Origin of the sequence: Gemmata obscuriglobus (genome assembly GCF_008065095.1) — a bacterium.
Taxonomy (GTDB): domain Bacteria; phylum Planctomycetota; class Planctomycetia; order Gemmatales; family Gemmataceae; genus Gemmata; species Gemmata obscuriglobus.
The window spans coordinates 6,984,747-7,005,299 of record NZ_CP042911.1 but is presented as its reverse complement, the minus strand read 5'-3'; the positions used below and the strand labels follow the sequence as shown (position 1 = coordinate 7,005,299).

At 70.6% G+C, this 20,553-nt stretch carries 14 protein-coding genes; 6 read left to right on the top strand and 8 right to left on the bottom strand.

The window, feature by feature from the left end; genetic code table 11:
* Positions 1–22: 22 nt before the first annotated feature.
* Positions 23–1,204: an acetyl-CoA C-acetyltransferase gene (locus GobsT_RS28920; RefSeq protein ID WP_010046967.1), complete on the bottom strand. Its 1,182-nt coding sequence runs from the start codon at positions 1,202–1,204 to the stop codon at positions 23–25.
* A 64-nt stretch (positions 1,205–1,268) separates the two neighbouring features.
* On the opposite strand from GobsT_RS28920, the gene GobsT_RS28915 reads away from it, so the two are divergent.
* Positions 1,269–2,117: a hypothetical protein gene (locus GobsT_RS28915; RefSeq protein WP_010046968.1), complete on the top strand. Its 849-nt coding sequence runs from the start codon at positions 1,269–1,271 to the stop codon at positions 2,115–2,117.
* Positions 2,118–2,124: 7 nt separating this feature from the next.
* Here GobsT_RS28915 and hemH read toward each other — a convergent pair whose 3' ends face one another.
* A complete protein-coding gene (gene hemH, locus GobsT_RS28910) occupies positions 2,125–3,093 on the bottom strand; it encodes a ferrochelatase (protein ID WP_010046970.1) in 969 nt (322 codons plus the stop codon).
* A gap of 137 nt (positions 3,094–3,230) precedes the next feature.
* Positions 3,231–3,542, bottom strand: a complete 312-nt coding sequence (locus GobsT_RS28905) for a 4Fe-4S dicluster domain-containing protein (RefSeq protein ID WP_010046972.1) — start codon at positions 3,540–3,542, stop codon at positions 3,231–3,233.
* A gap of 210 nt (positions 3,543–3,752) precedes the next feature.
* On the opposite strand from GobsT_RS28905, the gene GobsT_RS28900 reads away from it, so the two are divergent.
* The 5 genes from GobsT_RS28900 to GobsT_RS28880 all read left to right on the top strand — a co-directional run bounded on the left by GobsT_RS28900 (position 3,753) and on the right by GobsT_RS28880 (position 11,464).
* The gene (locus GobsT_RS28900) at positions 3,753–4,988 is read left to right on the top strand and encodes a class I SAM-dependent methyltransferase (protein WP_010046974.1); all 1,236 of its coding nucleotides are present in this window, start codon (positions 3,753–3,755) and stop codon (positions 4,986–4,988) included.
* Positions 4,985–5,794, top strand: a complete 810-nt coding sequence (locus GobsT_RS28895) for a class I SAM-dependent methyltransferase (protein WP_010046976.1) — start codon at positions 4,985–4,987, stop codon at positions 5,792–5,794. The genes GobsT_RS28900 and GobsT_RS28895 overlap by 4 nt, the downstream gene beginning before the upstream one ends.
* Positions 5,795–6,678: 884 nt before the next feature.
* On the top strand, positions 6,679–7,593 hold the full coding sequence (locus tag GobsT_RS28890) for a response regulator (protein WP_010046980.1): 915 nt from the start codon (positions 6,679–6,681) through the stop codon (positions 7,591–7,593).
* A 218-nt stretch (positions 7,594–7,811) separates the two neighbouring features.
* On the top strand, positions 7,812–9,551 hold the full coding sequence (locus GobsT_RS28885) for a sensor histidine kinase (RefSeq protein ID WP_109570795.1): 1,740 nt from the start codon (positions 7,812–7,814) through the stop codon (positions 9,549–9,551).
* A gap of 8 nt (positions 9,552–9,559) precedes the next feature.
* On the top strand, positions 9,560–11,464 hold the full coding sequence (locus GobsT_RS28880) for a hybrid sensor histidine kinase/response regulator (RefSeq protein ID WP_010046989.1): 1,905 nt from the start codon (positions 9,560–9,562) through the stop codon (positions 11,462–11,464).
* Positions 11,465–11,600: 136 nt separating this feature from the next.
* Here GobsT_RS28880 and surE read toward each other — a convergent pair whose 3' ends face one another.
* From surE to GobsT_RS28855, 5 genes are all read right to left on the bottom strand, one after another.
* Positions 11,601–12,287 (bottom strand): 5'/3'-nucleotidase SurE, encoded by a 687-nt coding sequence (surE, locus tag GobsT_RS28875; protein WP_010046992.1) that lies wholly within the window; start codon positions 12,285–12,287, stop codon positions 11,601–11,603.
* 368 nt (positions 12,288–12,655) lie between these two features.
* A complete protein-coding gene (locus GobsT_RS28870) occupies positions 12,656–15,133 on the bottom strand; it encodes a DUF4340 domain-containing protein (RefSeq protein ID WP_010048192.1) in 2,478 nt (825 codons plus the stop codon).
* Positions 15,134–15,396: 263 nt separating this feature from the next.
* The gene (locus GobsT_RS28865) at positions 15,397–17,604 is read right to left on the bottom strand and encodes a DUF7088 domain-containing protein (RefSeq protein ID WP_010048193.1); all 2,208 of its coding nucleotides are present in this window, start codon (positions 17,602–17,604) and stop codon (positions 15,397–15,399) included.
* Between the two features lie 53 nt (positions 17,605–17,657).
* On the bottom strand, positions 17,658–19,475 hold the full coding sequence (locus tag GobsT_RS28860) for an ABC transporter permease (RefSeq protein ID WP_010048194.1): 1,818 nt from the start codon (positions 19,473–19,475) through the stop codon (positions 17,658–17,660).
* Positions 19,476–19,566: 91 nt separating this feature from the next.
* On the bottom strand, positions 19,567–20,553 hold the full coding sequence (locus GobsT_RS28855; RefSeq protein WP_010048195.1) for an ABC transporter ATP-binding protein: 987 nt from the start codon (positions 20,551–20,553) through the stop codon (positions 19,567–19,569).

Below are 20,553 nucleotides of genomic sequence, written 5' to 3'. Positions count from 1 at the left end.
TTTGTGGCCAATCTTCTTTGATTTACAGCCGTTCCACGACCATCGCGACGGCATTTCCGCCACCCAAACAGAGCGAAGCGAGCCCGTACCGCTTGTTGTGTCGCTTCAGGGCGTGAAGCAACGTGACCAGGACTCGCGCGCCGCTCGCGCCGATGGGATGCCCCAGCGCCACTGCGCCGCCGTGAACGTTCACCTTCGCTTCGTCCAGGTTGAGGCCCTTACCGCACGCTAACATCTGCGCGGCGAACGCCTCGTTCAGCTCGAACAGATCGATGTCCGACACCGCGAGTTTGGCCTTTTCGCATGCGGCCCGGACTGCGGTGACCGGGGCGGTGAAGATGTCTTTCGGGTGAACCCCGCTCATCGTGTAACTCACGATCCGCGCGAGCGGCTTCGCGCCGGTTTGCTCCACGAACCGCGCCGACGCGACCACGACCGCCGCCGCGCCGTCGGAGAGCTGCGACGCGTTCCCGGCCGTCACGGTGCCGTACGGCCGGAACGCGGGTTTCAGTTTCCCTAGCCCTTCGGGTGTGGTGTCGGGGCGGATGCCCTCGTCTTTCGCGATCGGGTCGGCCGGTTTGCGCCCCGCGCTCGGCGGCGCGACCGTGACCACCTCGTCAGCGAAGGCGCCGGCCGCCCACGCTGCCGCCGCGCGCTGGTGGCTCTGCGCCGCGAACCGGTCCTGGTCGGCACGCGACACCGCGCAGGTGGTCGCAGTGTGCTCGGCCGCCTCGCCCATCGCCCAGTTCTCGAACGCACACCACAGCCCGTCGCTCACGAGCGCGTCCGTGGTGGTTTGGTTCCCGTACTTGTAGCCCTGGCGGACCCCTTGAAGCAGGAACGGCGCGCGGCTCATGCTCTCCATCCCGCCCGCCACGACCACGTTCGCGTCGCCGGCGCGGATGCTCTGCGCCGCCAGCATGACCGCCTTCAGTCCCGACCCGCAAACCATGTTGGTCGTGTGCGCAGGGACCGTATCGGGAAGCCCAGCGAAGAGAGCCGCCTGCCGCGCCGGTGCTTGACCAACGCCCGCCTGAACGACGTTCCCCATGATTACGTCTTCGACCTGCTCGGGCTTCACCCCGGCTCGCTTCACGGCTTCCGCGATGGCGACCGCGCCGAGTTTCGGGGCCGGAAGGTCCGCGAGTCCGCCGAGGAACTTGCCGATCGGCGTGCGGGCCGCAGAGAGGATGAATGCGTCCATTGGAAGGTCCCGCCCGGGAGAGTGGTCGTTTATTCCATCATACGCCGCCCTCAAAGGAGACGCGATGAGCACACGCGAGCCGTTCGCTTCGCCCGAATTTGTGGAAACAGAACTGTGGAGCCACGGGGTCGTGACGTACCCGACCGAACCGGCCGGCGGGCTGACGTTCGGCGACGGCGCGGTGAAACTGCGATACCGGTTCGAGTTCGACCACGGCGGTGATCCGAAACGGGTGGCGGAAGGCAGGTGCAACGTCGCTTGCGCCCACCGGATCGCCGACGCCGCCGGGCGCGTGTGGGAGGCGCGCACGTGCTTTCGCCCGACGGTGTTCGTTCACCGGCTCACCGATCTGGGCGGTTCCGAACCGCCGAGGTGGGCGCACCGTGCCCCCGGGCGCTCGGAAGCCATCGCCGCCCGCCCGCTGCTGCGTGGTGTGAAAGTGACAGCGGACGACCGGTCCTACCGGCGGTTCTGGGTCGATGACGCCCTGCTCGAGATCCAGTTCAAGTACCAAGGGCTGACGATCGACGTGGGGCACCGGGGCGGTGCGCAGGTGGCGGTTCGGGTGAGCGGGTTCTTCGGAAGTTGGGCGCACGTGCCGATGCAAGACGAGGGTACCGTGCCGATCTGGAAGGGCGGGACACTTCAGGCGCCGGTCGTCGGGAAAGAAGACCAGGTGTTCGATCCCGCCGACCCCGACGAACCGGAACCGGACGCGGTGCCCGGCGGCTGGTTCGACAACTTGTCACCGATCGTCTACTCGCTGTTGGAGCGCGAGTTCTTGTTCCGCAACGACGCGACTTGGGATTGCGAATACCCCATGTATGCCGATCTCCCGCGCCCGATCGTGTTCCGACAAGTGACGGGTGAAACGGGAGCGCCGCAGCCGAACGTGACCTTCAAACCGGTGTAACCGCCGCTCAGAGCCAGCCGTGCCCCTCGTCGCGCAGGATGCGCGCCATGCCCTCGATCCACTTCGGGTGGGCGTTCAGGCAGGTGCCGTTCTTGAGGTGCTCGCCGCCGGCGTGCTCGAACACCTCACGGCTCTCGGTCCCGATCTCGTCGATCGTCTCCAGGCAGTCCGCGGTGAACCCCGGCAGTGCGACGTACACCCGCTTGGTGCCCTTCTTCGCGAGGGTCGCGAGCACGTCGTCGGTGTAGGGCTTGAGCCACTCGCTGCGCCCGAACCGCGACTGGTACGTCTGCGTCCAGTAGCTCCGCGGCCAGCCCATCCGCTTCACGAGCGCCTGCGTGGTGCGCACCACGTGCGTGGCGTAGGGGTCGCCGCGCTGCGCGTACTTTTGCGGGATGCCGTGGAAGCTGATGACGATGTGCTCGGGCTCCCACGCCAACTTGGCGAGGTCGTCGCGGATCGTCGCCTCCATGGCGTCGAGGTAGCCCGGGTGGTTGTAGTACGGCGGCACCACGCGCACCGCCGGCACCCGGCGCACTTTCGTCAGGGCCTTGAACAGGGAATCCGTGGCGCTGGCGAACGACGTGGCCGAGTACTGCGGGAACATCGGCATCGCGATGAGCTTATCGACACCGCCGGCGATCATGTCATGGATCGTGTCGCGGAGCGGCGGGTTGCCGACGATCATCCCGAACTTCACCGGGTTGCTCGGAAAGTGCTCCTGGAGCAGTTTCGTTTGCTCAACGGTGTAGTGCAGCAGCGGCGAGCCGGTTTTGGGGTCCCAGATGCGCGCGTACTTCGCGGCCGAGGCGCCGGAGCGGAACGGCAGGATGCGCAAATACAGGAGCGGTAACCAGATCGGCCGCGGCACCTCAATGACGCGCGGGTCCGAAAGGAACTGCCGCAGGTACGGGAACAGCCCCCGGTAAGTTGGCGCGTCCGGGGTGCCGAGTTGGATGAGCAGAAGACCGGTCATCGGGGTGCGTCCTTAGTCATTAGTCCGTAGTCAGTTGTCCGCATTCTTCGCGGTTCGCCAACCGGTTCGTACCGGATTCCGGCAAGGCGACGCGAAGGTGCTGACGATGGACCCGCACCAACGACCAGGGACCGCGGTCACTTCTTCTTGCAGTCCGGGCCTTCTTTGGCCGGGGCCTTCTCGGTGATGTGCGCGTCGCCCCCGGCGGACTTGAGGGCGCTCGCCCGCTCGGCGTTGAGCTGAATGAAGCTCGACCACTGGGACGGAACGTTCGGCTCCGAGTAGATCGCCTCGACCGGGCACTCGGGCACGCACGCCTCGCAGTCGATGCAGTCCTCGGGGTCGATGTAGAGCATCGTCTCGTCCTGGTAGAAGCACTCTACCGGGCAGACGACGCAGCAGTCGGTGTACTTGCAGTCGTTGCAATTCGAGGTAACGACGTGTGGCATCTCGGGCTCAACCTCCGTCTTCGTGTGGGCGCGCTGGTTGGGGAGAGTAATACCGCCCCCCGCCGTAACGTCAAGTTAACCGGTAACATCGGCGCGCCGCCACGGTATGCTCGCGTTTTTTCGCTTACTGAGACGGCGTCTCGCGGTACAAATGCCCGTTGTGTTTCGGGGCCGCGACGTCGGTGAACGTTCGCGTGTAAAATGGCCGGTATGGAGAAGAACCTCGATCGCGAAGAGATGCTGGCCCTGATCGGCGGCGCGGTGAAGGGCGACGGGTTTCGGCGCGCCACGTTCGCGGGCGCCACCCGCGGTTACTCGTGCGAGTGGGTCCGCGTTGTCATTCGCCCCGTAGAACTGCGGGGGGACCGGCACTTCCAGTTCGCGTACCAGGGCGCCAAAAAGGCCGTCACCAAGAACTTCTCGCCCGACGAACTCGACGCCCCGCTCGACGAACTCGTCGGCTACGGGTTCGCCGGCGTTCACATCACCACCAACGGCGAAGAGCTGGACGTCCGCACGAGCCGCAAGGGCCGGGTCCACGTCGGGCGGCACAAGCCGAAATCCCCAACCGAACTGTCGGAGCCCGAAGCACACAACCGCGTGAAGGACGTTCCGCTGCCCGAAGGGCGCGCCGACGCGCTGCTCGAGGTGATGGGCGTTTCCACCCCGGACGGGCGCGTGAAGCCCACCATGCGGGCCAAGTTCACCCAGATCAACGAGTTCCTCAAACAGCTCCGACACGTCTTCGGGGACGCCAAACTGGCCGACCTCGGCCGCGAACTCCGCATCCTCGACTGCGGGTGCGGGTCGAGCTACCTGACGCTCGCCGCGCACCACTACCTGAACGACGTACTCGGGGTGCCGGCGCGCATCCTCGGCGTGGACGTGAACGAGGAGGTGATCCGCAAGAGCGTGGAGCGCGCCGAGCGGCTCGGGGCGAGCAACCTGGAGTTCGAGTGCCGGCGCATCGGCACGGCGGACGTGCCGGCCGACATCGTGATCGCGCTGCACGCCTGCGACACCGCGACCGACGACGCCATCGCGCAAGCGGTCCGCAGCGGCGCCCGGCTGTTCCTGGGGGTGCCGTGCTGCCACCACGACCTGAACAAGGTCATCAGCGCGACCGGCCCCGCTGAGGTGCTCCGGCCGGTGCTGCGACACGGCATCATGGCCCAGCGCGCCGCGGACCTCGTGACCGACGCGTTCCGGGCGCTGGCGCTGCGCATCACGGGCTACCGCACCGACGTGGTGGAGTTCGTGAGCACCGAGCACACGGCCCGCAACCTCATGATCCGGGCCGTGCGCGGCGCGTCCGCTGCGCACGCGGGGGAAGCGGAGCACGTGGCCGAGTACATCGAACTGAAGCGGTTCTGGCGCGTCACGCCGTACATCGAAAAGGTGCTGGGCGAACCGTTCCAGCAACTGGTGAGGGCGAGCACCTTATGAGCACCACCGATTACGTGCTGGGCCAGTCGGAGCGGGCGGCCCGGCGACTCGAGCTGCAAGACCGGCACTTCGCCGCGCCGTCGGAGGCGCTGCTCGACGCGCTCGACGTGTGCCCCGACGACCGCGTGGTCGAGCTGGGGTGCGGGCCGGGGGCGTTCACCCGCCGCATCCTGCACCGGCTCGGGCCGGACGGGGCTGTGGTCGGCGTGGACTCGTCCCCGCACCTGCTCGAGCACGCGACCGCCGCGCTGGGGACGGACCGCTTCCGGCCGACGCTGGCAGACGTGGCGAAGCCGGGCGCGTGGCTCGACGGCGCCGGTGTGGTGCTGGGCCGTGCCGTGCTGCACCACGTTCCGATGGCGGAGTTCCTGGTCGGGCGGCTGCGCGCCGTGCTGCCCGCGGGCACGCGGGTCGGGTTCCTGGAGCCCGACTTCCGCCGCCCGCTCGCGCAACTCGCGCGCGCAGAACAGCAGCGCCCGGAACTGGCCCCGCTCTTGACGTTCGCGCGTGCGATCAACGAGCTGTACGCCGCGCGGCGCATCTCGCCGGCGGTGGGGGCGTCCCTGGCCCCCGCGATGTACGAATCCGGCTACCGCGAGGTGAAGCACGTGTGGCACCCGTTCGCCACGGACGAAAGCGTGTTGGAGAACATAGCACTGATTTACGACGAAGTGTGCGACACGCTCGCGGCCCTCAACATCATTACCGCCGGGGAGATCGTTGAGCAACAGAAGGCGCTCCGCGCGCTACCGCTCGGCGATCTGCCCGCCGTTTGGGGGCTGCACCAAGTCACAGCGGTGGTGTGACGCCTTCCTCGCGAAACGCAGTCGCCCGACTGGTGCTACTCGCTCATTTGTTTGAATCTTCACCGTCGCACCGCAATTTGGCGGCATGCGCAACGCGACGTTGCCGCGAACCAGGTCTGTTTTCGCAGATTCCTGCTCTGCATGAACTACGCTCTCGTCAGAGCCGGTACCGCGCCGGGCGGGTGCTGCTGGTGGCGTCCGCGGTGACGACCTGGGGCACGTCGTTCGCCGGTCCGCGTGACCCTGATCGTTGTACGGCGTGGCCGACTGGCCGTGACTGGAGCACACGGGGTGTGAACTCGCCAGGGCCGCGCACCGCGAACGGTGGCAGACCCAGGAGCCGTTCCGCCGGGTGTTCGACGACGCGGCCACCGGTAGATGGCGCCGGTCGCTCCGGACAGGCGGTTCCTGCGGCCGAACCGCACCCGGTACGAGCGCGTCAGTTACCCCGAAACGGAACCGCTCGCGACCGATTTCCGGACGATCACGCAACCGACGACCTTCCGGCCGACGAGGGGCACGCGCACCGTCTTCTGGCCGTCGGTGCCCGCGCGCACCAGACGGAGAAATAGTACTTCCACACAGACGGGCGCGCGGTCTGGATTTTGCTCGTCGTCTGGCCGGTCCCGGACGCGGTCGACTGGCCGCGCCGCTTCGTTGCCCAGATCCAGGACATCACCGCCTGGGACCGGGCCACGCGCCGCGCCGGCTGTTCGCCCGCAACACCCTGGCTTTAGAACCGGCGCTGGACGGCGTCCCGGCGACCGCCCGACTGGGGGCGACGAGGAGTTGTATCGGGATCTAGTGGCGGAGACTGGGGAACTGACAGCGGCCCTGCCTGAGTGGCTCGGGCCGGCTCCTGCCGGAACTGCGGAGACGCGCTGATGGGAACAGACGAGGTGACGGTGCTGGTGGTCGACGACTCGGCGGTGGACCGGCTCCTCGCCCGGCGCCTGCTCGAGGCCGGGGGCGGGTGGCGCGTGGTCCAGGCCGCGGACGGGGTCGAGGCGATGGCGGCGCTCAACCACTTCACCCCGGCCGCCGTGCTCACCGACATGCAGATGCCCCGGATGGACGGGCTGGCGCTGGTGGGGCACATCCGCCGGGAGCACCCCCGCGTTCCGGTGGTGCTGATGACCGGCAGCGGGAGCGAGGAACTCGCCCTGGCGGCCCTTCAGCTCGGGGCGGCCAGTTACGTGCCCAAGCGGAACATTCCGCTCGACCTGGTGACCGTGATCGGGCAGGTGCTGACCGCGTCCAAGCTGGACGACGGGCGCGTCGGCGCGCTCCGCGCGCTCCGCGAGCGGGTGTCCCGGTACGTGCTGGACAACGACCCCGCGCTGATCCCGCCGCTGGTCCAGTTGCTGCGCGAGGAGCTGGTGGCGTTCGGGCTGTGCGACGCGACCGGCGCCACCCGGGTCGGGACGGCCCTGAAGGAGGCCCTGCTGAACGCCGTGTACCACGGCAACCTGGAGGTGGGTTCGGCGTCGGCGGCGCCCGGCGACGGATCGTTCGCGCGGCTCGTGGCCGCGCGCCGGGACCAGTCGCCGTACCGGAACCGGCAGGTGGCGCTGACGGCGACCCTGAACCCGGCGTCGGCGTCCTACGTGATCGCGGACCAGGGGCCCGGGTTCGACGTGTCGTCCCTCCCGGAGCCGACCGACGCGTCGTACCTGGGGCGGGCCACCGGGCGCGGGCTGCTGTTCATGCGCACGTTCGCCGACGAGGTGATGTTCAACTCGGCCGGCAACCAGGTGATGCTGGTGAAGCGGCGGGAAGAGCCCGGCGCGGGGGCGTGACCCGCCGTGCCGTTCGCCGCGAGGCGTTCGGTCGGGCGCGGGCCGCGTGCTATGGTTTGTCAGTAATTTTATCGAGCGCGTTTTGCAACTGACGCGCCGCTGGTTGCGGCCCCCCGCGGCGCGGTCTACGTTCTGGTGTGGGCGCCGCGGTCGGCCGGTCCGGCATTCGAGCGCGCCTGTGACCGATTCGGCCGACCCATTGCGGAACGAGACGTCGCGTGAACCCTCGCCCCTTGTTCTCTCTGCGGCCGGTCGGGTACGTCGTCGCGGCCTGCGCCACGGCGGCGGCGGCGGCGGCGTGCCGCGCGCTCGACCCGGCGCTCGGCCCCTCCCTTTTCCTGATGCCGTTCGTCGTCCCCGTCCTCCTCGCCGCCTGGTGCGGCGGGGGCGGGGCCGGGGCCTGTGCGACGGCGCTGGGCGCGGCGGCCGTCGCCGCGCTGTTCAACGACCCGGTGTACCGCGGCGGCGCCGCCGATCCGGCCCGGGTCGGTCTGCTCGTCGGGGTCGGGGCGCTCGTGTCGCTCGCGTGCGAGAGCGCCCACCGGCGGCGGCGCCGGGCCGAGGCGGCGCTCGGCGCCTGCCACGCGCTCCTCCGGCTCGCTACCGACCACGCGCCGGTGCTCCTCCTCCACTGCGACCGCGAGCGGCGGCACCGGTTCGTCAACCGGGCGTACGCCGAGCGCTTCGGGCTGGACCCGCAAGAGGTGCTGGGGAAGACCGTCCCGGAGGTGCTCGGGCCGGCCGGGTACGACCGCATCCGGGAGCGCCTGGACGCCGCACTCGCCGGGCGGGCGGTGGAGTTCGAGACGGACATGGCCGGCCCGGGCGGCGGGCCGCGGCGGGTGCGCTGCACCTGCCGCCCGGTGGTCGGCGCGGGCGGGCTCGTGGACGGGCTCGTGGCCGCGATCACGGACGTCACCGACCGGACCCGGGCGGAGGTCGCGCTGCGGGACAGCGAGGAGCGGTTCCGGGCCGCCATGGAGGCGAGCCTCGACGCCGTGTACTTCCTGTCCGCCGAGCGCGGGCCGGGCGGGGCGATCACCGATTTCCGGTTCGCCGAGCTGAACCGGCGGGGCGCCGAACTGGTGCGCCGGCCCCGCGAACAGGTCCTCGGCCGGCGGCTGTGCGAGCTGCTCCCCGTGAGCCGCACCGGCGGGCTCTTCGACCGGTACGCGCGGGTGGCCGAGACGGGCGAGCCGCTGGCGGAGGACCTCACCCTCGGGCCGGACGACGGGGGGGCGGCGCGGTGGCTCCGGCACCAGGTGGTGCGCCTGGGCGACGGGGTGGCGGTCACCACCCAGGACGTCACCGCCCGGAAGCGGTCGGAGGAGCTGGTGCTGGCGTCGCTGCGGGAGAAGGAGGTGCTGCTCAAGGAGATCCACCACCGGGTCAAGAACAACCTCCAGATCGTGTCCGCCCTGCTGGACCTCCAGTCGGAGCACACCGCCGACCCCCACGCGCTCGCCCTGTTCCAGGAGAGCCGCGGGCGGGTGAAGTCGATGGCCCTGATCCACGAGCGGTTGTATCGGTCCGCCGATCTGGCCCGGGTGGACTTCTCCGAGTACGCGCGGCAACTGGCCGACGACCTGTACCGCACTTACAAGGTGTCCGGCGACGACGTCCGGCTGGAACTGGCCGTGACCGTCCCGCCGCTGCCCATCGACATCGCCATCCCGTGCGGGCTGCTGCTGAACGAGCTGATGTCGAACTGCTTCAAGCACGCCTTCCGGGACGGCGCCGCGGGGCGCATCCGGGTGTCCCTGCACCGGGACGGCGGCGCCAACGTTCTCACCGTGGCCGACGACGGGACCGGGTTCCCCGCCGGCACCGACTTCCGCAACACCGCGTCGTTCGGGCTCCAGTTGGTCGGCACCCTGGTGGACCAGTTGGGCGGCGCGGCGGCGCTGTCCGCCGCCCGCGGGACGACGTTCACCATCCGGTTCCCCGCCCAGAAGTAGAGCCGCTCATGAGCACCACCGCCATCCTCGTCGTCGAGGACGAACGGATCATCTCCCGGGTCATCGAGAAGCGGCTCCGGGGCCTCGGGTACGCCGTGGCCGGTGTGGCCGCCACCGGCGAGGAGGGCGTCCGGCGGGCGGGCGAGCTGCGGCCCGACCTGGTGCTGATGGACATCACCCTCGGGGCCGGGATCGACGGGGTGGAAGCGGCGGACCGCATCCGCCGCGAAGTGGACGTGCCGGTAGTGTTCCTGACCGCCCACTCGGACGACGCCACCCTCCAGCGGGCGAAGCTCACCGAGCCGCACGGGTACGTGCTCAAGCCGTTCGAGGACTCGGACCTGAAGACGGCCATCGAGATCGGGCTGTACCGGCACCGGAGCGACCGGCGGGTGCGGGAGAACGCGCAGTGGCTGGCGGCCACCCTGGGGAGCATCGGGGACGGGGTGATCGCGACCGACGAGGCGGGCCGGGTGCGGTTCATGAACGCGCTCGCCGAGCGGCTCACCGGCTGGCCCCAGGCCGACGCCGCCGGCCGGCACGTGACCGAGGTGTTCCACATCGTGGGGGAGAAGACGCGGGAGCCGGTTCCGAACCCGGCGCTCGCGGCCCTGGCGCGGGGGGAACCGGTCGCCCTGGCCCCGGACACGGTCCTGGTCGCCCGCGACGGCACCGAGCGGCCCGTCGACGACAGCGCCGCCCCGATCCGCGGGGCGGGCGGTCTGGTGGCCGGCGCGGTGCTGGTGTTCCGCGACACCTCCGAGCGCCGCCGGCTCGAGGAGCACCTCCGGCAGGCCCAGAAGATGGAGGCCATCGGGCGGCTGGCCGGCGGGATCGCCCACGACTTTAATAACATTATGACGATAATAACCGGTTTCAGCCAGCTGCTGCTGCTGGACGGTCAGCCGCCCGCGGAGCGGGCGGAGGCGGCGCAGAACATCTACGACGCCGGGAAGCGGGCGGCCGCCCTGACCCAGCAGATCATGGCGTTCAGCCGCAAGCAGATGCTGGTGCCGGCGGTGCTGAACCTGAACACCGTCGTGCGGGACATGGGGGCGATGGTCCGGCGGGTGCTCGGGGACCGCATCGAACTGGTGACGGAGCCGGCCGCGGGCCTGTGGGACGTGAAGGCCGACCCGACCCAGCTCGGGCAGGTCATTTTGAACCTGGCGGCGAACGCGCGCGATGCCATGCCGCGGGGCGGGCGGCTGACGGTCCGCACCGCGAACGCCGAGCTGGGGGACGACACGACGCGGGAGCACCCGGACGTGAAGCCCGGCCGGTACGCCGTGCTGGCGGTGTCCGACACCGGAACCGGGATGCCCCCGGAGGTGCTGGCCCGCGTGTTCGAGCCGTTCTTCACCACCAAGGGGCTGGGCAACGCCACCGGCCTGGGGCTGTCGACGGTGTACGGGGTGGTCAAGCAGAGCCGGGGGCACATTGAGGTTTCGAGCGCGGTCGGGGCGGGTACGACGTTCCGCGTGTTCCTCCCGCAGTACACCGAGCCGCCGTCGAGCCGGGAACTCCGGCTGGCCGCCCGGGGGCACGAGACCGTCCTGCTCGTGGAGGACGAAGAGATGGTGCGGCGCATGACCCGGTTGGTGCTGGAGCGGAGCGGGTACACCGTCCTGGAGGCGGGCGACGGGGCCGCGGGCGTGGCGGCGGCGGAGCGGCACGCGGGGCCGATTCACCTGCTCATTACCGGCCTCGTGATGCCGCACTTGTCCGGGCGCCAGGTGGCCGAGCGGGTCGCCCGGCTCAAGAAGGGGGTGCGGGTGCTGTTCACGTCCGGGTACACGGAAGACACGCCGACCCACCCGAGCGTCGGGCCGGCCGCGTGCGACTTTCTGCACAAGCCGTTTTCGCTCGACGCGCTCAAGGACAAGGTTCGCGAGGTGCTGGACCGGCCCTGAACCCGGCCGCGGGCGTGCCGCGCTTCGGACCAGTGTCCGGCACGCTCGTTGCGGTTCGACCGTAGTTTTATCCTACCACCCGCACGTCTGACCCGGTGCCGGTCGTTGTCCGGAAGTAGCGGCCCGAGGCCGAGCGTCAAAGCAGCTTGATAACCGTGACGGCGATTCGCCCGCCGAAGCACACATCGACATCGGCCCCGGCCGTTCGTTGGCGGGTGTGGTAGTCGCCGTCGTAGCGCATCCCGCCGTCGCCCTCGTGTCGGTAGCTGAGCGGCAGGGGGTGCGGGTCGAGGGGGCAGAACACCATTTCCGGGTCGGGTTCGTCCGGCCGCAGGTGCGGCAGGTTGACGTTGTAGAACGCTCCCGGCACCCGCGGCCGGGCGAGCAAGTCGGTCAAACAGCGGGCCGCCCAGCGCGCCGCCCGCGGCCAGTCGAACTCCATTCCCCGCTTGCGGTAGTGCGACAGTGCGACGCCGGTCCACCCGTGAAGAACGGCCTCGCGGACCGCCGCCACGGTGCCGGAGTAGTACACGTCCGCCCCCAGGTTGCCGCCGTGGTTGATGCCGGACAGCACCAACCCGGCGTCGGGGCACAGCCGGTGCAACCCGACCCGGGCGCAGTCGGCCGGGGTGCCGTGAACCGCAAACCGGTTGTCGCGCGCGTCGACGCGGACCGGCCCCTCGGTGGTGACGGCGTGGCTGACGCCCGATTGCGGTCCGGCCGGGGCGACCACCACCGGCTCGCCCAGCCCGCGCGCCGCGGTCAAGAGGGCGTGCAGCCCGGCGGCCTCGATGCCGTCGTCGTTGGTCAGTAGCAATTTCATGAGGGTCCGTTTCGCGGGTTCGCGGCGGCTCAGGTGTTACGGTGTTCGATTGTCAGCACCAGACCGCGGGAGAACGGAACGTGCGCGCTCGGGTGCCGTGAGTGCGCGTATCATTCTTGTAACGCCCCCGGCCGATTGCCACAATGGTCCGGGGGGCGGCGCGTTTGCGGCACCGCACGTCGGGCTCCCAGCCAGACGGTCGCGCGGACCGACTTCGGCGCCGCACGACCGCGCGAACGAGAGCCCCGGAATCCGTTCGTAACTTACCGCCACCCGCGCGGCGACTGCCGGCAGAAACGTCCCGGGGGCGGGCAAGGGATCACATCCCTTGCCCGCCCCCGGGACGTTTCTGCCGGCCTGCTGGGGAGTCACTTCGCGAACCCGCCCGGCTTCTCCTTGAACGGCTTGAGCAGGGCGGCGTCGACCGTGAACACCGGGTCGCTCTTCGGCAGCCAGCCCGACCACACATAATACGACGCGCCGTTGTCCGGCGACGCGCCCAGGTTCAGCGACACCACGCCGGCCGGCCAGTGCAGGATCACCTGCAGCGACGCCTTCGGGTCGCCGAACCCGTGCTTGCCCTCCGGGACGCCCTTCTCAAACGTCTTCGCCCGCTCGCGGGTCAGGATGTCCACGAACGCGCTCACCTTGGCCGGGTCCGCCGCGTACCCGGGCGGCGCCTTCGTCGCGACCCAGCCGCCCTCCTTGCTCTTCTCGAAGGTCAGCTCGGTCACGAACCCGGCGTCGCCCCAGCCCCGCAGCTCCACCTTGTTCACTGCCGCCGCCGGCACCGCCCGCAGCACCAACCGGTCCCGCAGGTCCGGGGTCATGAACCGATCGAACACCAGCCGCGGGAGCGTGAACACGGCACCCCGGCCCCCCACCCGCGCGTACACGAAGTTCGGGTCCGCGGCGTCCTTTCCGAACTCGTACACCCGCTCCTTGTCCGGCGACGACGGGCTCAGGCCCACCACCACCTTCAGCCGCGGGCCGGGCAGGAACCCGTACTCCTCGAGCTTCTTGGCCTCGTCCGGCTTGGCGGCGTCGAGCGACTCGTCCACGAACCGCGTGACCGACTGCGTCGTGCTCAGCAGTTGCAGCAGCCCGTCAAGCGTTTTGGCGTCGGCCACCTGCCCCTTCTTCGCCTCCGGGGCCGTGTACCGCCACAGCACCTCCTTCGTGGCCGGGTCCGGCTTCTCGTCCTTCGTTACGGTGAACCCGTTCGCGCCGCTCACGGTCAGCGTCGTGACCGCGTCCGAGCCGAAGGTGGGCAGCGACGGGTCCAGCAGATCCAGCCGCGTCTTCTTCACCGCCGCTTCGACGTCCGCGGCGTCCAGCCCGGCCCCGACCCGCACCTGGGCCGGCAGGATGAACTCCACCGGCGGCTGGCCCGGAACCGAACGGCGGACGCGCACCGAATCGCCCTCCCGCGGGCCGAACTCCAGCTTGATCGGCTCGCCCTTCTTGGTCGGCTCGGCCTTCGGGTCCGCGGTCGGGATGAACCCGTCGGCCCACACCGACACCGTCGCCGCGACCGGGAAAGTCGCCGCGGCCGGGAAGTCCTTGACCGTGCGCCGGGCGAGCACCACGTCGAGGAACTTGTCCACCGTCGCGCCGAACGCCGGCTGCGGGTCGTTCGGGGAGCCGTACAGCCGCCACACCGGCCCGCCGGACCGGCGCAGCTTCGTGACCGGCTGACCCGGCAGCGCGATGTCGATACCGTCCACCTTGTTCCGGTCCACGTTCACCAGGGTGCGGTCGCGGAGCGGCGCCGGGTCGGCGATCACCCCGGTCAGCCCGGTCAGGTCGCCCGCGGTGGCCCGGATCACGCCCGACACCCCTTCGACGCGCGCGTAGACCTTCGAGCTGGGTTGCGGCGCGGCGCCCGGCACCGCGGGGGCCGCGGGGGCCGTTTCACGCTTGCCCAGGAACACCGTCGCCGACTGCCCGTCTCGCGTCTTCAGTTCCACCTTCACGAGGTCCGGGTTGTCGGCGTTGAGCCCGTACTCCTTCAGGTCCTTGGGCTGGTCGATGAAGTCGGCCGTGGTCGCCGCGTTGAGGCTGGTGAGCGCGCCCAGCAGCCGCCGCACGCCGGTGAACGTGCCCGGCAGCGGGACCGCATCGCCCTCGACATCGGCGTCGCCCCAGTTGGCCGGGGCGTCGAACGTCCACGTCCCGCTCGGCGTGTGGGTCAGCGCCAGCGCCTGCTTCTTGTTCGGCAGTTCGAGCCGCACGCTCGCCACGTCCTCCGTGCTACCCGGGAACACGGCCGTGGCGCGGTAGTCGGCGGTCCACTTCGCGAGCGCCGCAGCCGACCCGTCCTTCGGCTCGCGGAACAGCGCCATCAGGTCGTCCCGGCGCACCGCCATCGACCGCTTCGGCTGCGCGGACGTGGTGACGAACACCACGCCTTTGTCGCCCAGAGTGACGTCACCGAGGTTGACGGTCGAGGACTTGTCGCCGGCCCGTAGGGTCACCTTCAGGCCCACGGGCTCGAGCCCGTGGGCGGCCGGGTTGCCGGTGTTGCCCGCGTAGGTGGTGGGCTTGGCCTTCAGCAGCGCGACGATCACCGGCTGCACGCGGGACGCGTCCGCCGGCGCGACGATCGGCTTCTGGATCTGCCAGGTGTTGCGGTCCTTGTCGGTGCGCTTGATGAGCAGCGGCTCGGCGCCCGGGCGCTCGAACTCGATCTCGTCCACGTCGTCGGACTTTTTGCCGGCCGTGTCCAGCTCCGCCACCAGCACCCCGGTGGGTGAGGTGTCGGGGGCGTCGAACGACAGGATGAGCAGGACCACCCCGATTACAAAAACGATCCCGAACAGGATGGCGGTCAGGCGGAAGTTCATCGGCGGTTGCCCCCGTGGCGGTCGGTGCGTCTGGCGCTGCGGCTTCGTGTCACCAGGAGATGGTCGGGCCGGGGCGCGTTCCGCCCGCGGCGCTGCTACTGCTCGGCCCCGCGGCGCGGGCGGGGCTCGGCCGCGCGTTCCCCTTTACCCGCTCGCGTAAGGGAGAACGCACGACCGGTCCGTGCTCGGCTCGGCTTCGTCTGTCGCCCGGACGACGTGGTGTTGCGCGGCGGGGCGCGGGAGAGCGGTGCCCCGGGCGCGGCTCACTTGCGGCGGACCACCCACACGCCGGCGCCGAGCCCGGCGACCGACACCAGCGCCAATCCGAGCGGCACCCAGACCAGCCGCATGCTGCTGTACCCGGGCTGCAACTGGTACACCGTGTACTGCTTCTCGCTCGCGCTGACGGTCGGGCGGTCCCGCACCCAGTCGAGGGTGGAGCCCATCAGGTCCAGCCAGATGGTGGCGTTGCGGCTGCCGAACCGGTCGCTGGCGGTCCGCTCGGCGTCGTCGCTGGCGAACCACCCGCACCCGAACACCGCGACCCGGGCCGTCGGCCCCTCGGACGCGAACACCACCAGGGCCCGCGGCTCGTCGCGGATCTGCATCTCGGCCACGAGCGGCTGGGCCGCCCGGCGCTTCTCGTCCAGCGTGCCCGGTCCCGCGAGGATGCGGTTCACCCGCTGGTTGAACTCGGTCCACGCGCGGGCCGGGTCGGGCTCGTAGCGGGCGGGCGACCACGTCTGCCGCCCGGGGTCGCTCACGAACACGGTGACCGCCTGGGTGTTACCGCCCGGGGTCGCGGCCAGCTCGCGGCAGTCCACCAGCGCCAGCGCGGACATCCGGTTGAATCCCAGGGCCACAGGGTTGCGCGCGTCCACCGCCTGCTGGGTCAGCCGGCCCACCATTACCCGGGTGCCCCGCGCGCGGTCCAGCGCGCCCAACTCGTCGTCCGGGGTGGCGTACAGGAACCGGTCGGACAGCCGCACGCCGAAGGTCTGAAGGACCGGCTCCACGCCGGTCACCAGCGGCTTGCCGTCGACCCCCGCTTGCTGCCCGGCCAGCACCACCAGCTTGCCCTTGCGGCCGTCCGGCAGTGTCCGCGTCATGTAGTCACGGATCGCGTCGGAGAGGGCGGGCGGGAGCGTCGCGGTCGGGTCCGCGATCACGACCGCGGCGGCGTCGTCGGGCACCCGCGTCGGGGCGCCCGGGTCGGCCTTCAGCGGCACCACCTCGAAGTAGTTCTTCTCCAGGTACGCCTTGAGCCCGGCCGCCGACCGCCGCCGGTCCGCGCCGCCGGCCAGCGCCAGTTCGCCGGACGACTGCGTGAAGTACACCTTCGGCTTCTGCTTGTTCTCGGCCAGGAACAGCAGCTCGCGGAGCAGCTTCGGCTCGCCGTTGAACACCGGCACCGGCCGCCCCTGGGCGTCGGGCTTGCTCTCCTCGAACTCGTCGGCCCGGAGGAACGAGTGCCGGTTCCGGTCGCCCTCGCCCCCGGCCACCAGCAGCAGCCCCTCGCGGCTCAGCTCGGCCTGCGGGTACTCGGACCGGAGCTTCGCGATCTCGGCCTTGTTCAGCGCCGGGTTGAGCAGGGTCACGCGGAACTTGCCGCGGGCGGAGTCCTGGCAGTTCGCGAGCAGCCGGTTCAGGTCCTCGGCGACCGGGTCGTTCTCCTGGAAGATCGAGTACGCCTGGACCGGCTGCTCCAGGGCCTCCAGCACCTGCTTGGTCTGCGGGCTGAGCGTGTACATCCCGGTCTGGGTGGTGTCGAGCTTGTTCGGCACCCGCAGCGCGACCACCACGTTGACGATGACCAGCACCACGAACAGCATCAGCACCGTCAGCCCGAAGTTCGACCCGTAGATGAACTGGCGGACGCGGGCGTTGTTGCGCTCCTCGGCCCGGGCCGGCTGGGCGGCGGCGAACATCAGCCCCCCGCCCAGGACCACGATCAGCAGCGGCGTGAGCACCCACTTGGACTCCGCCCGCTCGCCCTGGTCGAGCCACTTGGTGAGGCTCTCGCTCCAACTGTAGAAGTACAAGGCCCCGAGCACGATCAGCGCCGCCCCCAGCGCGGCCCCGAGCACCAGCACCACCTGCCGGGCCTCGGTGCGCTGCTCCTCGACGGTGGGCTTGGGGCGCCCGGCCAGCAGGTACGCGCCGCCCCCGCCGAGCGACACGCACCCGGCGAACGCGACCAGCGCGCCGATGATGTAGTCGGTGCGGCTCGGCTGCGACAGCTCGGACGTGCGGGCGAACGGGTTGTCGAGCTTGTCCTTGTCCTTTTCGCCCTTCGTCGCCTCGACCGGGGCGGAGATGCGGCTGGTCTTGAGGGCCAGCCACCCGGTGAGCGCGAGGCACACCGCGGACGCGACGAGGAGCAGGTAACCGACGTTCTGCCGCTGGGTGCGGAGCAGTTCGGTCACCGGTTCGGGGCGCGCCGCGGGCGGGGTCGGGCTGGTCGGTTGCATGGCGGTTCAGGGGTGTCGGGTGTTCGGGGCACTTCGGGTCCGGGGCGGGGGGCTCAGCGCCACCGCCGCACTTCGAGCACCTTGACCGAGGTGAACAGGAAAAAGACGGCCAGCGACAGCCACAGGATCACGTCGCGCACGGGCAGTTGCCCGCCCAGCGCCGTGCTCCACAGCCGCAGGTACGACAGCTTGTTGAGGAACGCCATCAGGGTCGGGTTCAGGCCGACGTTCATGGCCGCCACGAAGTAGTTCAGCAGGAACCCGAGCATGCCCAGGAACGTGAGCATGGCGGCGATGATCTGGTTGTTGGTGAGGGCCGACAGGAGCAACCCCATCGCCACGAACGCGGCCCCGGTGGCCCCGAGCGCCACGTAGTACCCCAGCAGCGGCCGGTAGTCGAACGGCGCCCCGCCCTCCATCCGCAGCGCGATCAGGAACAGCCCGACCGGCAGCCAGCAGAGCATGAAGAACGTCCACGTGGCGATGAACTTGCTCGCCACCGTGACCCACTCGTTGACCGGGGCGGTGAACAGCACCTCCAGGGTGCCGCTCCGCTTCTCCTCGGCGAACAGCCGCATCGTGAGCGCCGCCACCTGCACCGTGACGCCGATCACCGGGAACAGCGCGAAGATGTAGTTCCGCACGATCGGCTCGGGCATCGGCTCGCGGCCCCCCATCGTCGCGCTCGACAGCACGTTCACGAACATGACGTAGCCGGCCCAGTGGATCAGCGCCATTCCGGCCAGCACCAGGTACCCGATAGGGGAGTAGAAGTACCCCGAGAACTCGCGCCGGGTGAGCGTGACGAACTGGGCGTCCGAACACACCCCGAGGGCGAGCACCAGGTACGCCAGCCCGATCCCGCCGATGAGCAGCCCGCCCGGCACCAGGAACGGGGCCGGCGGCTGCGTCAGCACCGCCTTCGTGCTCGCCAGGACGAACACCGCGGCCGTCGTGAGCCCGACGGCCGCGAGGGACGCGCGGAGCCAGACCGGGAACTTGCCCAGCGCGCCGAGCGCCGCCAGCCCGAGCGCCGCCAGCACCACGCCCGCCCGCCCCGCGACCTTCCAAACGTCCAGCGCCTGGAACTCGTTCCGCAGGACCGACGGGCCGTCGTACAGCACCGCCGGGAACGCCGCCCGCCCGGCCGCGTACAGCGCCGCCGCCGCCCCCACCGCCCCGAGCGCGAACGCGACCGTGTACCCGGCGCCCTCGTCGGTGTTCACCTGCCCGAGGTACGCCGCGACGAAACTGAGCCCCAGCACCGCCAGGGCCAGCCCCGTGCCCGCGAGCCAGTCCGGGTCCTGGACGCCTTTCACCAGCACCCCGACGCACAGCAGCGAGCCGACCGCGAGGATGCCGTTCAGCCCGATCGAGCGGAACAGCTCGTCGGTCTCGTGCCGCACGAACGGGATCGCGAACAGCAGCGCCAGGAACCCGCCGGTGAGCCCCCACGGGAGCAAGTAGTGCCCGATCACCTTGTCGGGGCTCCCCTTGGGCGCGCCCGGCAGCACGGCCGCGACCAGCGCCACCAGTAACAGCGTCGCGGCCAGGAGGCCGTACATCCGGCGCACCTCCTGCTCGCCGTCGGTGACCGCGTGGTACAGCATCATGGCCACGCCGAGGCCGGCGAACAGGAACCCCCACCCTTCGGGCAGGAGCCGGGCCTGCCCGGTGGCGCGGGTGGCGACCACCACGACCGTGCCGAGCACCAGCAGGAACAGGCCGACGAACCCGATCAGCCGCGCCAGCGCCGGCCCCTCGGCCGTCAGCTCGGACGGGCCGGACACCTCGACGGGGCCGGGCAGCGGCACCGCCGCGGCTGAGGGCGGCGCGGGCGAGTCGGTCGTCGCGGGCGGGGTGCTGCTCATGGTTCTTCGCCGCTCGATCAGAGGACAGAGGACAGAAGACAGGAACCCAGGGCCGAACAGCGGGTCGCGCGGGCGCCCGCCGCCGAACCTGTTACGCCGCCGGGGCCGCGGCGGGTTCGGTCGCCGGGGCGACCGCGACCGTCTCGCGGCGGCGGACCACGTCGTTGAAGATCGCGTCCAGGCTCGGCCGCTGCACCTCCACCCGGCGCAGGCCCCAGCCCTTCGCCGCCACCCGCGCCGCCAGCAGCTCGCGCGGGTCCTTCCGGTCGCGGGCCTTCAGCTCGAACGCGGTCAGGTCCGGCTCGACGGGCTTGGCCTCCACGGCCGCCAGCTCGGGCTGCTCCCGGAGGAACCCGGCGACCGCGTCGGCCGGGCCGCGCACCTCCAGCAGGTACGTGGCCTCGCGGCCCTCGATCGCCTTCTTCGTCTCGTCGAACTTGATCCGGCCCTTGTCGATGATGATGACGCGGTCGTAGACCCGCTCGACCTCCGGCAGCACGTGCGTCGAGAACAGGATGGTGTGCCGGCCGCCGAGCGCCTTGATGGTCGCCAGCGTCTCGCCGATCTGCACCGGGTCCAGGCCGCTGGTCGGCTCGTCGAGGATCAGGATGGGCGGGTCGGCCAGGAGCGTGTCGGCCAGCCCGACGCGCTGCCGGTACCCTTTCGAGAGGGTGCTGAGGAGCCGGTTCGCGACGCCCTGCACGCGGCCCTTGGCCATGCACTCGTCGATCTTGGCGGCGCGGCCGCGGCGGTCCACGCCCTTCAGCTTGGCGCGGTACGTCAGGTACTCCCTCACCCGCATCTCGCCGTACACCGGCACGCTCTCGGGCAGGTACCCGATGTGCTTGCGGACCTGCATCGACTCGTACATCACGTCGTAGCCGTTGAGCCGCGCGTACCCGCTCGACGCGGGCAGCCACGTGGTCAGGATGCGCATGCTGGTGGACTTCCCGGCCCCGTTCGGCCCGAGGAACCCGACCAGCTCGCCGTGCGGCACCTGGAAGGTGATGTTGTCCACGGCCTGGACCGGGCCGTAGTTCTTGCACAGATTCTGAACGTCGATCGCGGGCGTCTGCAT